Here is an 11,504-nt window from a genome sequence, read left to right as displayed (position 1 = left end):
CAGCGGCAGGAACTTCATCAGCCAGCTGGTTTCGATCATTGCGATATCCCCCCGCTACTTTCGGGATGCTGAGCGGAGACGCGAACGCCCCCGCTCTCCCCTGATCAGATCGTCTGGAGATTCAGCGCTGCTGGCTGCTGATTGCTTGTGCCCTTGTCATACGACAGGCGCTGGCCGACTGTCGGGACGATGTCCTTGGCCCACGAGAAGGCGCTCCGGTCGAAGCGCAACATGTCGCCGCCCGCTTCCTGCTTGATCTCACCGTGGCCCGTTTCGGGATCGAATGACTTGACGGTTCCAAAATATTTCATGGTGAGTTTCCTTTGTTGGCACGCGCCAAGAGCAGCGCGTAGCCGCTAGGAGACGTAAAAGATGGAGGAAGGTGCGGCTTAGCGCCCAAAACCGTCGATTTCGACTGGTAGCCCTAGCGATATGGGCATGATGCTCCGAATTTCAACGGCCGGCATCTTGCATATCGGCACTTATTTCGTGCGTGCGCGCAAGACACAGGCGCCTCAATTCTATCCAGTCATTTCCGCAGTCGCGAATCTCGGCTCAGCGACCCTCGGCGACGGGCGGGAATTTCGACAGGACCGTATCCACAGCCTGGTCGAGCCGCCCGTAATTAAGCCGCTCGGAATAGCTTTCGCGCTTGACCACGCCGTGCCATGCCGGCTGGCGAGTCTTTCCGTCGTAGATGTCGATGACGATGCTCCGCTGGACGGTCGTGTAGACGTCGAGCGCGGGATGCCCCCAGCCCCAGCCTCCCCAGCCATAGCCTCCCCATCCGCTCCAGCCCCCCCAGCCCCAGCCGCCCCAGCCATAACCCCAGTCGTCGGCATGAAGGCGGTCGCGCTCGTCGACCGTGAAGGTGATCGCGAAGTCGCCGTTGGGCGCCTGCGTATAGCCACGCGCGGCGAGCGAGCGGTCAATGGAATCCTGGATCCGCCGGAACATCAGCGGGTTCATGCCCCGCGGCGCTTCGCTCGGCAGCCATTGATAGGTCCGGTAGGACGCGAAATTGACGGACGGGTCGAAATCCGTCTGGACGCCGACCGACTGACAAGCCGTCAGCATTAACGCGGCAACCAGGGGAAATGCGCGCATGGCCTTCTCCCTCACAACTGTGGCGATGATGATCCATCCTGTAGCATGCCACTATACGTACAAGCCCTGATGTTGGGCAGCAGAATTGCTCGCCTCGATTTGGCCGCCACGTCCCCAGGGCCATTGCGGACGGCCGCAGCCCCGCTAAGCAGGTGGCTGGGGAGAGCGGCATGACTTTTGAGTTGGCACTCCAGCTGATCCAGACCCTGGCGGTGGTGATTGGCGTGGCTTTCGGCCTCGCCCAGCTCCGGCAGCTCAGCCATCAGCGTGAAGTGCAGGCTGGTTTGCAACTGCTCGCTCCTCTTCAGACTCCCGACAGCGCCGAGACCATGCTGCTCATCCACGGCCTGCCGGAGAATTTGACAGGCGCGGAGTTGCGCCAGCGCCTTGGCGAGAAGTTCAGGGGAACCCTCGCAACCCTTGCCTTGTTCGAAAGTCTCGGCCCGATCGTCGCTCGCGGTCACGTTCCTATCGAGATGTACGCCGAATTCTATCGCGGCCCGACATTGCTCTGCTGGAGAAAGTTTCGCCGCTATATCGAAGAAGAAAGGCAAGGCGGATGGCCGATGCTCTTCGAATGGCTACAGTGGCTGGCCGAACGCATGGAAGCTCTACCGCAGGGGGGCAACGATATTCCGGCGCACCAGCGGTTTTCCAGCTGGAAAAGCAGCAAGGATTACCCGCGCCTCTCTATCCCACGCCAATAATCTTGGACGATTTCTGGCCCGCTCCGAGGGATTCGAACCCCCAACCTTCGGGTTCGAAGCCCGACGCTCTATCCGGTTGAGCTAGGAGCGGTTCGCTTCCGCTATACGAACCAATTGCCAATGTCAGCCACCACCCAAAGCTCGCGCCTTTGGACTTGATCACATTGTAAGCCGACAGCGGACGACCCGTCCATTACTCGCCCAGAGGTTCGCAGTCCCGGGCCGCACCGTCCGGAGCGGTGAGAATATAAATGCCGTCTTGGAGCATCAGGGCATAGCCCGAGCCGGCGAAGCGTGGGGCCGCCGAGGAATGATCGCGCTTAAGCATTACTAGCTGCCCTGAACCGCTTTTTACAACGGCCGTCTCGCTGTCGAAGTTGATGTCAAGAGCGATCGTCTTGGCACAAATGAGGTGGAGGGTCTGCACCCTGGTGGGTGCGGCGGATGGCGGCGTCGTCTCGCATGCTGCCAGCATCGCAAATAATGGGATCGCTTTAACAAATCCGGCCGTCATCGTCGCCCTCCACCCGAAGTCTCCGACTTCCGTAACGGGGGTCAGCGGCGCGTTGCCATCGGCAATTACCCTGTACCGCCATCCGCTCGCGGGCCGCCACAGTCCCAAGCCGCTGAGTCACCCCCTCAGCGCAATCGGTCCGGCCTAGGGTCTTACCGCTCTCTCGTGCGACCCTTCTCGCGAGGCTTGCTGCGCGGCGGCCAGACGTTCTGCTCCAACGTGCATCTTTCCATTCGACCAAGGCTTTCTAGATGCTTCGCCAGCACGCGGATTGGAACAGGTGAAGTTGGCCGGCCTTCGTCCCAACCTTGCGAAACGCGGGGGCCAGTCACAGCGTCTTCGATGGGCCTGCTTTTGGCAATGAATGCCAGGCGCAATCGACTCATCGTTTCCGAGGTTTTCGGGACATCGGGCAAACGCTGCCCGGCGGAGTCGATTGTCGCTGGGTCGCGACGCCGGCCGTCAACGACCTTCGATTAGTGGAATGGAATATGAAGACGAATGGCGGGTCGGGCCTCTTCCCGGGCGTACAGGGGGCTAGAACGCGAAGAAAGAGGCCCGACTTACCGGGATGCTGCCATTCTACGCGGCGGAGGAAGTCGCACCCAAAGATCAAAACGACCGGGCCATGAAGGCGTTCCAGACATGCTTTTCCCGGACATTCTTAGGCCGACACCGGCACTTGCCGCGCGCCCGTTCGTTTAACCGGAGCTAGGGGAAACGATTTGGCCATGGATCGCATTGTTGCGATCGGCTTGCTCACGGACGACGACCTATCCCGATTGGGCGATGCCTTTACGCGTTTGTGGCCGGTGGAAAACTCCTCCGGCTTCGAAGACCTGCTTGCTGCTATCGACGCGGCACAGGCGAAGAGCGACGACGCGAAATGTGTTCCACCCGAAGTGGACACCCCGTGAATTCAAGAAAGCGCAATGAAGCCGCGGACCCCACGCGCATTATCGGAGGCACTTTTGCGCGCGGAGCCCGGCAAGCTCACTCGGTCGTCGCATCTCGGCGCGCACCCGTCCCCACGCTCCAATCCAACCCGTTCGACCCCGCGTTCCTCTAATCGCCTGATCGTGCCGGAAGCGTATCTTTTCGCTGTGCATTCGTATACGATGCTCCCATCGTCGGACTTTCCTTCTGAGCACGCCGGCGACTGAGAGTAATTTAGTCATGCTCCCGCTTGATCTTGCGTGAGAGCATTTATGACTCGAACACCCGCCGACGAACACGACAGGCTCCGTGAAATTCTCGACGCCATTGAGTCCGGGGAAATCGTCATCAAGCAAGCCACCGACGAAGTGATTCAGGAAATCGAGAGGCGGATGACCGGCTTCGACGATTCGGAAGTTTCCGCGGCCTAGCGCTTCCCTAGATGCAGGCGGCGATGGCAGCCGCCACCTTTTCGACCTGCACCCGGATGTCTGGGACTGCCGTGATTTCCCACCATTCGCCCTTGGTCATCGGCCCCAGCGCCCACAGGTTCTCGCCGGCCCTGGAGTCGTCGTCGGCTCGAACGCCGAGATCCAGCGGGCCCGGCGCTATCAGCCCGTCGTCCAGCATTTGCCGCAGCAGCCTGTTCCCGGACTCGGTGATCCGCTCATTGGGACCGGTGCAGTTGATCGCCAGCATCGTCGCGATCGTCGCCAGTCCGCCATTTCTGAGACCGATTGTCACCTTGCCGCTTGCACCTTCGCGGATTCGCCCAGCGATCACTTTCAGCCGGCCCTCGCTGCTCCAGCGATCGATGATCGCCGCCGCTTGCGGTGCGATCCGATGGCGATGGACGTCCCACCATGGCCGGGCGTGACGAAGGAAGCGGGCCTTGCGCTCCGTCGGCCAGCTCGCCCAAAGCGCCTGAGTCGCGGGACGAAGGCTGTCGATTGCCGCCCGCCAATTGCCATGTGCTCCCCGCGCCCTCAGCCATCGCACAATATGAGACAAGCGCTCGGGAATTTCCTCCAGCTCTGGTGCCGGCAATGGGATCGAAGGCGTTTGATGAGCGCACGGGACGAGTCCCCGGCGCGAAACCGCGGTGACAGGCCCACCATGTCCCATCCGGTCGAGCGTCAGCACCAGGTCGACCATTGTCAGCCCTGCGCCGATCAGCAGGATCGGCCAATTCTCCTTCGCCGCGCAGGCCAGGCGCGCCTGGGTCTCGGCGCTCCATGGATCCTGGACCATGTCATCTTCCGGCCAGCCGGGGATTTCGACGGCGTGCGGACTGCCGTTGCCCGTCGCAAGCACTATTTGCTCTGCCTGCATCCCGCGGCCGTCGTTGAGCGCGATCCGCCAGCCGTTATCGCTTCGAGCCGCTGAAACCGCATACGCGTCGGCGACTGCTACTGTTCCGTCCGCGACTGCCTGCTCCAACTGCACGCGCAAATAATCGCCATAGGCGCGGCGCTCCGCGAAAGCGCCTTCGGGCAGGTTCGCGGTTTCGGCAAAATCCTTCGGAGCGTCCGGCCAGGCGCTCATCTTCATTGCCGGAACGTTCAGCAAGTGCGCGGGGTCGCCCGTCGAATAGGCAATTCCCCGGCCCCACGCTTCGGCGCGGTCGATCAGCAGCGGCTTCACACCGCGCCTCGCGAGCTGAAGCGCCAGCAGCGTCCCGGAAAAGCCGGCGCCGATTATCGCAACGGGACTTGAAATGATCTTAGTAGCCCATCAGCGCGAGCACTTCGCGGCGGCTTCGTTCGTCCTTGCGGAACGTCCCCATCATCCGGCTCGTCGTCATCATCACACCTGGAGTTTTCACTCCACGCGCGGTCATGCAGGCATGGCTCGCCTCGATCACAACTGCCACGCCCTTGGGTTCCAGATGCTTCCATATGCAGTCCGCGACCTCGGCGGTCAGCCGCTCCTGGACCTGGAGACGCCTCGCAAAGCCGTGCAGCACCCGAGCCAATTTGCTGATGCCGACCACTTTGTTGCTTGGCAGATAAGCGATCGCCGCCTTGCCGATGATCGGCGCTAAATGATGCTCGCAATGACTCTGGAATGGGATGTCCTTCAGCAGGACGATCTCGTCGTACCCGCCCACTTCCTCGAAGGTCCGCGACAGGTGGACACAGGGGTCCTCACGATAGCCGCTGGCATATTCCCGCCATGCCTTTGCTACCCGCTTCGGCGTATCAAGTAGGCCTTCGCGTTCCGGATCGTCACCCGCCCAGCGGATCAACGTGCGAACCGCGTCGGCCACCTCTTCGGGAACCGCGATATCCGGCTGCGGGCTTACAAGATCTCCATCGTCCGGGCTGCAAGTCATTGTTTTCATGCGCCTTCCTGGTGGCCCCGGCAGGATTCGAACCTGCGACCTCTGGTTTAGGAAACCATTGCTCTATCCTGCTGAGCTACGGAGCCGTTGCGGCGGTGAGATAGAGGCCGCCCCTGCCCAAATCAATTCACAACCGGACCAATCGCGCGGCGGTGGGACAACACCGGGATCCGCGAACGCACTTCCTCGATGCGCGCGAGATCGAGCTCGGCAAAGATCAGTCCGTTCCTCTCGCCACCATCGGCGAGCACCTCACCCCAAGGGTCGACGACCAGGCTGTGCCCGAACGTCCGGCGGCCATCTGCATGCTCTCCGCATTGCGCTGCGGCGATGACGAACAGCCCCGCCTCGATCGCCCGCGCCCTCAGTAATGTGTGCCAATGAGCCATACCCGTTGGAACCGTGAAAGCGGCGGGTACGGAAATCACTTGCGCGCCAGCTTCCGACAGTCGTTCGAATAGGGCGGGGAAGCGCAGGTCGTAACAGATGGCGAGGCCAAGATCGCCCACCGGAGTCCCTCGGACGACAACCGATGATTTGCCGCCGCGATAGCTGGCCGATTCTCGCCAGCTTTCGCCTGTCGGCAAATCGACGTCGAACAAGTGGATCTTGTCGTAGCGGCCCCGTATCTCGCCACGGTCGTCAATGACGAAACCGCGATTGACGAGTTTCTCGCCACCTTCGTCGCGGAGCGCGAGGGAGCCGAGGTGAACCCAGATACCATGCCTCAGCGCGGCCTCGCCGACGGTCGCGAGAACCCGGTCGTCCGCTTCCGCCCGGACATTTCGAGCCACGCGATCGCGATTGCCATCAAGCACACCCGACATTTCCGGCGTGAAGAGCATGGCCGCACCACCGCTCGCGGCTTCCTCAACCGCGGAAGCCAACGCACCGGCACTCGCCTCCGGATCGATGCCAGTTCGCGACTGGTAAAGCGCAATCCGAACCATCAGGCGTCCAGCATTCCCGCGAGCTTGCCGTCCTGCTCGAGTTCGAAAAGATCGTCGCAACCCCCGACATGTTGGCCATTGATGAAAATCTGCGGAACGGTCGAGCGGCCGTTGGCGCGCGCGATCATCGCCATCCGGGCCTGCGGATCGCTATCGATCGGAATTTCCCGATAGTCGACATTGCGCATCGCAAGCAGTCGCTTGGCCCGCATGCAATAGCCGCAGGTTGCCCGGGTATAGATTTCCACGTCCGCCATCACAGCTCCATTAATACAGCCTGGCCCACCAACGCACGAGCAGTGATGACCACACCACACGCGCGGAACATAATAGATCCGCCTGCCTTGCGCCCGACCCTACAATGCTTTGGCGCATACCTCCGGCTTGCTCAAAACCGCAGGAGATTCCGCGGCCGCCGCAGCGTGGCGGGTGAGCGAAGTCGATCGCCAAAAAGGCAGCATCGTGGAATATCGCGCTCAAGGACGTTCATCACCTCTTGTTGCCCGTCATTCGGTTGCGCACAAGCGCGGCCATGACTCGCGTCAAACTCGATCCACGTCGCCTTTGCGCCAAGCAGTCCCGAGCCAAGCGATTGGGCAGTGATGATTTTCTCTACCGGCGCGCGATTGAAGATTGCCTTGACCGACTGCAATTCCTGCCCGGCCCAGTTGGCGACCTCGTGATTCTCGAAGGTCCCGGCAAGCAAGAGGACGGGCCGGTTGTTCCTGGTGCGGCGTCCGTTGTAAGTCTTGCACTATCCTCACTTGAGCCGGGATGCGCCGACCTCGTCCTGGCAGTCGGGGTCCTCGATTACGCCGACGATCCTGCGATTGCGGCATTCATCACGCGACATGCGCTGCGTCCGGGCGGAAGGCTTATAGGGGCTTCGATCGGCAGCGGCAGCCTGCCGAGGATGAGGCGTGCTTTCCTCGATGCGGAGCGCGCCAGCGGTCGGGCAGCGCAACGTTTCCATGCCATGCTCGATGCGGCGACTTTGAGCGAGATGCTCAGCGGCGCGGGCTTCACCGACGTGGTGGTCGACGTCGATAGCTTCGACGTCCGCTACAGCGGATTGGACAGCATCGTCCGCGACCTACGCTCCATGGGCTGCACGAACAGCCTCGCAGGTGCCATCCCCGCGCTCGATCGGGGCGTTTACCGGGATGCGCGCAATCTCTTTTCCAGCGGGGAGAGGGTCGAGGAAAGGTTCGAAATCCTTCATTTTTCCGGGATCGCGAAAATGACGGTCTAGTGTGCGTTAACCTGCTCCGCGCAAGGTTTCTTAACCACCGGCATTTAATTTCGTCTCCGTGGACCAAGACCAGAGGAGGGTGGCGTGCACGCTATCCGGAAGACATTGCGCATGCTCGGGCGTGACCGTCGCGGAGCAACAGCCATCGAATATGGGCTCATTGCGGCGCTGATCGTGATTGCCATGATGGGCGGCCTGCGGACGCTTGGCGGCGGCGCTAATGGCATGTGGGGCAAGCTCGGCAACGAGGTTTCGAACAACATGTAGTGACTGGTCCGGCCTGGATAGACGGACCCGCTCGAAACTAAGGACCCTCGGGTCAGGCGCGCCGCGTTCCGTAAACGACCAGCTTGACCTTGCTGCCCGGCACGAGTGCTGCATTCGGCTGCAGTCCATTCAGCGCCAGGAAACGCTCGACCTGGAAATTGCGATAGGCCATCTGCCGGCTGAGCGACTGGACCGTGTCGCCGCGCTGCACCGTCACTACGTCAAGGATCCGCGGCCGGATGGAGGCGCTTTCCTGCTGACTGATCCGGCGGAGCGAGTTCACCATTGGCGTGAACTGCCCAATCCCCTGGCCCGCACTGGTCAGCATGACGAAGTGGTAAACGGTGTCCGGATTCCAGCGATAGGCCATCACGCTGACATCAAGAGCACCAGAAGACGTGTTCGCCCGGCCCACGCTGTACATCGCGGGGATGCCGTTGATCATCGTCTGGCGTGGAGGCGCCATCGGTACCTGCCGTTGCCCGCCGGTCAAAGCGGCGACGACCTGCGAAATATACTGTTCCAGCGAACCAGAATATCGTCCGCCGCTGAATTGCGCTTGGCCTGAAGAGCCTGAAATCGTGACCGCGCTCGTGCCGTTCTGCATCAGGTAACCCGTCGGAACCGCAAACTGCAGACGCAAATCGGGGTGAGTGAACGTCTGCCCGTCGATAATGCCCTGCGCGGGGTCGTCGTCGACGTAAACGCCCTCAAGGACGCTCAGATACTGGTCGCGGTTGCGCAAGCCCTGCCCGGCCACGGTCCCTCGGCGGGCTTCGGCGAGCGCGCGCTGCAGTCGGTTCTCGCTGAGCGGATGGGTACTCGCCCACTCCGGCAACGAGCGGTTCTCACGTCCCTGGAGACGCGTTTCCAGGGCGCTGGAGCGTGTCAGGGCCGCAAGCACGCGCGTGCCCGCCAATGGATCGTATCCGGCGGCAGTGATGTAGCGCGTCCCCAAGGTGTCGGCCTGATATTCCTGTTCTCGCGAGAAGCTCAGAGTGGAAAGCTGCGCGTAACGCATCGCGCTCTGGCTGATCAGTCCGCCAAAGGCATCGCCGCCCACGACGCTTCCAAGGATTGCCCCGAGTATACCGAGAACGGAGTTGCGCCGTGCCGCGGATTGCCGCGCCTGCGCATGGTTGGCTGCGACGTGACCGGTTTCATGTCCGAGGACGAAAGCCAGTTCCGCTTCGTCATCGAGAAGGGTCATCAACTGGCGCGTGATGTAGATGTAACCACCCGGGACAGCGAAGGCGTTCTCGACCGCGCTGTTGAGTGCAGTGTAGCGAAAGGCATTGCCGCCATTGGCGATCCCGGAGCGGTCCGCGATGCGTCTCCCCACACTGGCCACATAATTGGCTCTCGGCCCGGTTTCCGTACCGCCGAACTCCTCGATGAGCTCAGCATGCTGGCGCTGCGCTTCAGCAACGTCCCTTTGATTGAGATAGCGCGACTGCGCCAGTGCGGCGGCAGGAACGAGGATGGAGGCGCTCGCTGCGAGCGTGATGAGATGGCGGCGCATAGTACCTTCCGTACGCGGTGCTGTTTTTCGCTCCGCTGAACGGGTTTGGCCTTGCCCTGGTTCCGGTTTGTCAGTCGCCGATTGCGAGGAACTTGGCGCGGCGTTCGGCAATGATTTCGGGAGCAGTCATGCCCTCGTAGCGCGCCAGCTCTTCGCTGATGGCGTTGCGAAGCGATTCGATCGCGGCTTCGCGATCGCGATGAGCGCCACCGAGCGGCTCCTCGACAATCCGGTCGATGACCCCGAGGCTCTTCAGGTCGCTGGCGGCGATCCGCATCGCCTCGGCGGCATCTGCCGCCTTGTCCGCGGTCCGCCACAGGATCGATGCACAACCTTCCGGCGAGATCACAGAATAGACGGAATGCTCAAGCATCAGCACGCGATTCGCCGCAGCAAGCGCGATCGCTCCGCCGGAACCGCCCTCACCGGTGATCACGGCGATCAGCGGAACGTTTAGCGCCAAACACTGCTCGGTGGATCTGGCAATTGCCTCGGCCTGACCGCGCTCCTCCGCCTGAACGCCCGGAAAAGCGCCGGACGTGTCAACCAGGGTCACGACCGGTAGGCCGAAGCGGTCGGCGAGCTGCATCAGGCGGATAGCCTTGCGATACCCCTCCGGCTTGGCCATGCCGAAATTATGCTTGAGCCGGGATGCCGTGTCGTCCCCCTTCTCATGCCCGATCAGCATCACCTTGCGACCGCCGATCCGTGCAAGCCCGCCGATGATGGCCTGGTCGTCGCCGAAGGCGCGGTCGCCCGCGAGCGGCATGAAATCATCCGCGAGGCTGGCTGAGAAATCCTTGAAATGAGGCCGGTCCGGGTGACGAGCGACTTGCGCCTTCTGCCACGGCGTAAGCCGAGAATATGTGTCCTTGAGGAGCTTGCTTGCCTTGGATTCGAGCCTCGCGATTTCCGGGTCGATGTCGAGCGAGCCACTACTCGCCGTCTTGCGCAGTTCCGCCACCCGGGTTTCCAGGTCCGCAATCGGCTTTTCGAATTCCAAGTAGGTCTTCATGACAGGCTCGCCGCCTAAGGGCACCCGCCTTGCTCGTCAACGCAGGCGCGCGAGGGGGTGGCGTTCGTTAACCAGCCTAACCAGCCGGTCGCTGTCTACATGGGTATAGATCTGCGTGGTGCCGATGTCGGCATGGCCAAGCAGCGTCTGGAGGGCCCTGAGGTCGGCACCGCCCGCGAGGAGGTGCGTCGCGAACGCGTGGCGAAGCACGTGCGGGCTGACGCGCTCGGGGGCCAGACCGGCTTCGGCAGCGAGCGAGCGTAGGATCTGGAACAGCCTGACCCGGCTGAGATGCTTGGTCCGGCTTGGAAAAAGCCACTTCGAATCGCCGCCGAGCACTTCGCTCCAGCGCGCGACAGCCGCGGCAGCGCGGGTGGAGACAGGGACGAACCGTTCTTTCGATCCCTTGCCGCGAATGATCAGGAACGGCTGCCCAGGCCGCACGGCCAAACGCGGCAGGGAAACGAGTTCCGTCGCGCGAAGCCCCGACCCGTAAAGCAACTCGAGCAGAGTCAGGTTGCGAAGCGCCATTGGCTCTCCACTTGCGGCTTTGTCCTCGGCCACTCTGAATAAAGCCAACACTTCGTCGCTGTCGAGAATCCGGGGAAGCGGGCGCTCGATCCGCGGGCGGGCAAGCGACGCTGCCGGGTTGTCGGTGCGAATTCCGTCGTCCTGGAGGAAGTCGAAGAATCGCCTCAGCGCTGCCAAACGGCGTGCAACTGTCGAATTGGCGAGGTTACGCCATTCCGGAGCGAGGGTCGCTAAATCCTCCGCGGAGGCATTAGCGAGGCCGCGCGAAAGGCCGGAGGCTGCCGCAGCGAGATCGTTGCGATAAGCGTACAGCGTATTTTGCGACGCTCCGGCTTCGGACGCGAGCATGTCGAGGAAGC

Annotated in this window: 15 protein-coding genes and 2 tRNA genes; 5 read left to right on the top strand and 12 right to left on the bottom strand. The window is 62.2% G+C overall.

The window, feature by feature from the left end; translation table 11 throughout:
- Positions 1 to 104: 104 nt before the first annotated feature.
- Both G7076_RS02600 and G7076_RS02595 read right to left on the bottom strand, forming a co-directional pair.
- Complete coding sequence (locus G7076_RS02600) at positions 105 to 311, bottom strand: cold-shock protein (RefSeq protein WP_166200172.1); 207 nt, start codon at positions 309 to 311, stop codon at positions 105 to 107.
- 244 nt (positions 312 to 555) lie between these two features.
- Positions 556 to 1,107 carry a DUF4136 domain-containing protein gene (locus G7076_RS02595; RefSeq protein ID WP_166200170.1) on the bottom strand — a complete coding sequence of 184 codons (552 nt, stop codon included), beginning with the start codon at positions 1,105 to 1,107 and terminating at the stop codon, positions 556 to 558.
- A 182-nt stretch (positions 1,108 to 1,289) separates the two neighbouring features.
- Here G7076_RS02595 and G7076_RS02590 point away from each other — a divergent pair, with 182 nt between their 5' ends.
- Complete coding sequence (locus G7076_RS02590; RefSeq protein ID WP_166200168.1) at positions 1,290 to 1,814, top strand: hypothetical protein; 525 nt, start codon at positions 1,290 to 1,292, stop codon at positions 1,812 to 1,814.
- 14 nt (positions 1,815 to 1,828) lie between these two features.
- Here the strand turns inward: G7076_RS02590 and G7076_RS02585 are convergent.
- Together G7076_RS02585 and G7076_RS02580 are read right to left on the bottom strand one after the other, a co-directional pair.
- Positions 1,829 to 1,905 (bottom strand) — tRNA-Arg (locus G7076_RS02585).
- A 102-nt stretch (positions 1,906 to 2,007) separates the two neighbouring features.
- Positions 2,008 to 2,328: a hypothetical protein gene (locus G7076_RS02580; RefSeq protein WP_166200166.1), complete on the bottom strand. Its 321-nt coding sequence runs from the start codon at positions 2,326 to 2,328 to the stop codon at positions 2,008 to 2,010.
- A 731-nt stretch (positions 2,329 to 3,059) separates the two neighbouring features.
- Here G7076_RS02580 and G7076_RS02575 point away from each other — a divergent pair.
- Together G7076_RS02575 and G7076_RS02570 are read left to right on the top strand one after the other, a co-directional pair.
- Entirely contained in the window at positions 3,060 to 3,245 is a 186-nt protein-coding gene (locus G7076_RS02575) for a hypothetical protein (protein WP_166199290.1), read from the top strand.
- A 291-nt stretch (positions 3,246 to 3,536) separates the two neighbouring features.
- The gene (locus G7076_RS02570) at positions 3,537 to 3,695 is read left to right on the top strand and encodes a hypothetical protein (RefSeq protein ID WP_166200164.1); all 159 of its coding nucleotides are present in this window, start codon (positions 3,537 to 3,539) and stop codon (positions 3,693 to 3,695) included.
- 7 nt (positions 3,696 to 3,702) lie between these two features.
- Here the strand turns inward: G7076_RS02570 and G7076_RS02565 are convergent, their stop codons facing one another.
- The 5 genes from G7076_RS02565 to grxC form a co-directional block, all read right to left on the bottom strand.
- Positions 3,703 to 4,935 (bottom strand): FAD/NAD(P)-binding protein, encoded by a 1,233-nt coding sequence (locus tag G7076_RS02565; protein WP_240913946.1) that lies wholly within the window; start codon positions 4,933 to 4,935, stop codon positions 3,703 to 3,705.
- 52 nt (positions 4,936 to 4,987) lie between these two features.
- Positions 4,988 to 5,599: a GTP cyclohydrolase I FolE gene (gene folE / locus G7076_RS02560; RefSeq protein ID WP_166203289.1), complete on the bottom strand. Its 612-nt coding sequence runs from the start codon at positions 5,597 to 5,599 to the stop codon at positions 4,988 to 4,990.
- Between the two features lie 18 nt (positions 5,600 to 5,617).
- Positions 5,618 to 5,694 (bottom strand) — tRNA-Arg (locus G7076_RS02555).
- A gap of 36 nt (positions 5,695 to 5,730) precedes the next feature.
- Complete coding sequence (locus G7076_RS02550; RefSeq protein ID WP_166200162.1) at positions 5,731 to 6,558, bottom strand: carbon-nitrogen hydrolase family protein; 828 nt, start codon at positions 6,556 to 6,558, stop codon at positions 5,731 to 5,733.
- Positions 6,558 to 6,815 carry a glutaredoxin 3 gene (grxC, locus tag G7076_RS02545; RefSeq protein ID WP_166200159.1) on the bottom strand — a complete coding sequence of 86 codons (258 nt, stop codon included), beginning with the start codon at positions 6,813 to 6,815 and terminating at the stop codon, positions 6,558 to 6,560. Before grxC ends, G7076_RS02550 begins: the two co-directional genes overlap by 1 nt.
- Before the next feature lie 275 nt (positions 6,816 to 7,090).
- Here grxC and G7076_RS02540 point away from each other — a divergent pair, with 275 nt between their 5' ends.
- Positions 7,091 to 7,810 (top strand): hypothetical protein, encoded by a 720-nt coding sequence (locus G7076_RS02540; RefSeq protein WP_166200157.1) that lies wholly within the window; start codon positions 7,091 to 7,093, stop codon positions 7,808 to 7,810.
- 84 nt (positions 7,811 to 7,894) lie between these two features.
- Complete coding sequence (locus tag G7076_RS02535) at positions 7,895 to 8,077, top strand: Flp family type IVb pilin (protein ID WP_240913842.1); 183 nt, start codon at positions 7,895 to 7,897, stop codon at positions 8,075 to 8,077.
- Positions 8,078 to 8,129: 52 nt separating this feature from the next.
- On the opposite strand, the gene G7076_RS02530 is transcribed toward G7076_RS02535, so the two are convergent.
- From G7076_RS02530 to G7076_RS02520, 3 genes are all read right to left on the bottom strand, one after another.
- On the bottom strand, positions 8,130 to 9,599 hold the full coding sequence (locus G7076_RS02530; RefSeq protein WP_166200155.1) for a M48 family metalloprotease: 1,470 nt from the start codon (positions 9,597 to 9,599) through the stop codon (positions 8,130 to 8,132).
- Positions 9,600 to 9,669: 70 nt separating this feature from the next.
- The gene (locus G7076_RS02525) at positions 9,670 to 10,614 is read right to left on the bottom strand and encodes an acetyl-CoA carboxylase carboxyltransferase subunit alpha (RefSeq protein WP_166200153.1); all 945 of its coding nucleotides are present in this window, start codon (positions 10,612 to 10,614) and stop codon (positions 9,670 to 9,672) included.
- Between the two features lie 36 nt (positions 10,615 to 10,650).
- Positions 10,651 to 11,493 carry a tyrosine-type recombinase/integrase gene (locus G7076_RS02520; RefSeq protein ID WP_240913945.1) on the bottom strand — a complete coding sequence of 281 codons (843 nt, stop codon included), beginning with the start codon at positions 11,491 to 11,493 and terminating at the stop codon, positions 10,651 to 10,653.
- Between the last annotated feature and the right edge of the window lie 11 nt (positions 11,494 to 11,504).

Origin of the sequence: Sphingomonas sp. HDW15A (assembly GCF_011301715.1) — a bacterium.
Classification (GTDB): domain Bacteria; phylum Pseudomonadota; class Alphaproteobacteria; order Sphingomonadales; family Sphingomonadaceae; genus Sphingomicrobium.
Note: the sequence above shows the minus strand (reverse complement) of the source record. Positions and strands in the feature narration are given on the sequence as shown.

Excerpts from the sequence above, each read along its gene's own strand:
- G7076_RS02595 (WP_166200170.1), bottom strand. The coding sequence starts at position 1,107 with ATGCGCGCATTTCCCCTGGTTGCCGCGTTAATGCTGACGGCTTGTCAG.
- grxC (WP_166200159.1), bottom strand. The coding sequence starts at position 6,815 with ATGGCGGACGTGGAAATCTATACCCGGGCAACCTGCGGCTATTGCATG.
- G7076_RS02570 (WP_166200164.1), top strand. The coding sequence starts at position 3,537 with ATGACTCGAACACCCGCCGACGAACACGACAGGCTCCGTGAAATTCTC.
- G7076_RS02600 (WP_166200172.1), bottom strand. The coding sequence starts at position 311 with ATGAAATATTTTGGAACCGTCAAGTCATTCGATCCCGAAACGGGCCAC.
- G7076_RS02530 (WP_166200155.1), bottom strand. The coding sequence starts at position 9,599 with ATGCGCCGCCATCTCATCACGCTCGCAGCGAGCGCCTCCATCCTCGTT.
- G7076_RS02580 (WP_166200166.1), bottom strand. The coding sequence starts at position 2,328 with ATGACGGCCGGATTTGTTAAAGCGATCCCATTATTTGCGATGCTGGCA.
- G7076_RS02520 (WP_240913945.1), bottom strand. The coding sequence starts at position 11,493 with ATGCTCGCGTCCGAAGCCGGAGCGTCGCAAAATACGCTGTACGCTTAT.
- folE (WP_166203289.1), bottom strand. The coding sequence starts at position 5,599 with ATGACTTGCAGCCCGGACGATGGAGATCTTGTAAGCCCGCAGCCGGAT.
- G7076_RS02540 (WP_166200157.1), top strand. The coding sequence starts at position 7,091 with ATGACTCGCGTCAAACTCGATCCACGTCGCCTTTGCGCCAAGCAGTCC.
- G7076_RS02525 (WP_166200153.1), bottom strand. The coding sequence starts at position 10,614 with ATGAAGACCTACTTGGAATTCGAAAAGCCGATTGCGGACCTGGAAACC.
- G7076_RS02575 (WP_166199290.1), top strand. The coding sequence starts at position 3,060 with ATGGATCGCATTGTTGCGATCGGCTTGCTCACGGACGACGACCTATCC.
- G7076_RS02550 (WP_166200162.1), bottom strand. The coding sequence starts at position 6,558 with ATGGTTCGGATTGCGCTTTACCAGTCGCGAACTGGCATCGATCCGGAG.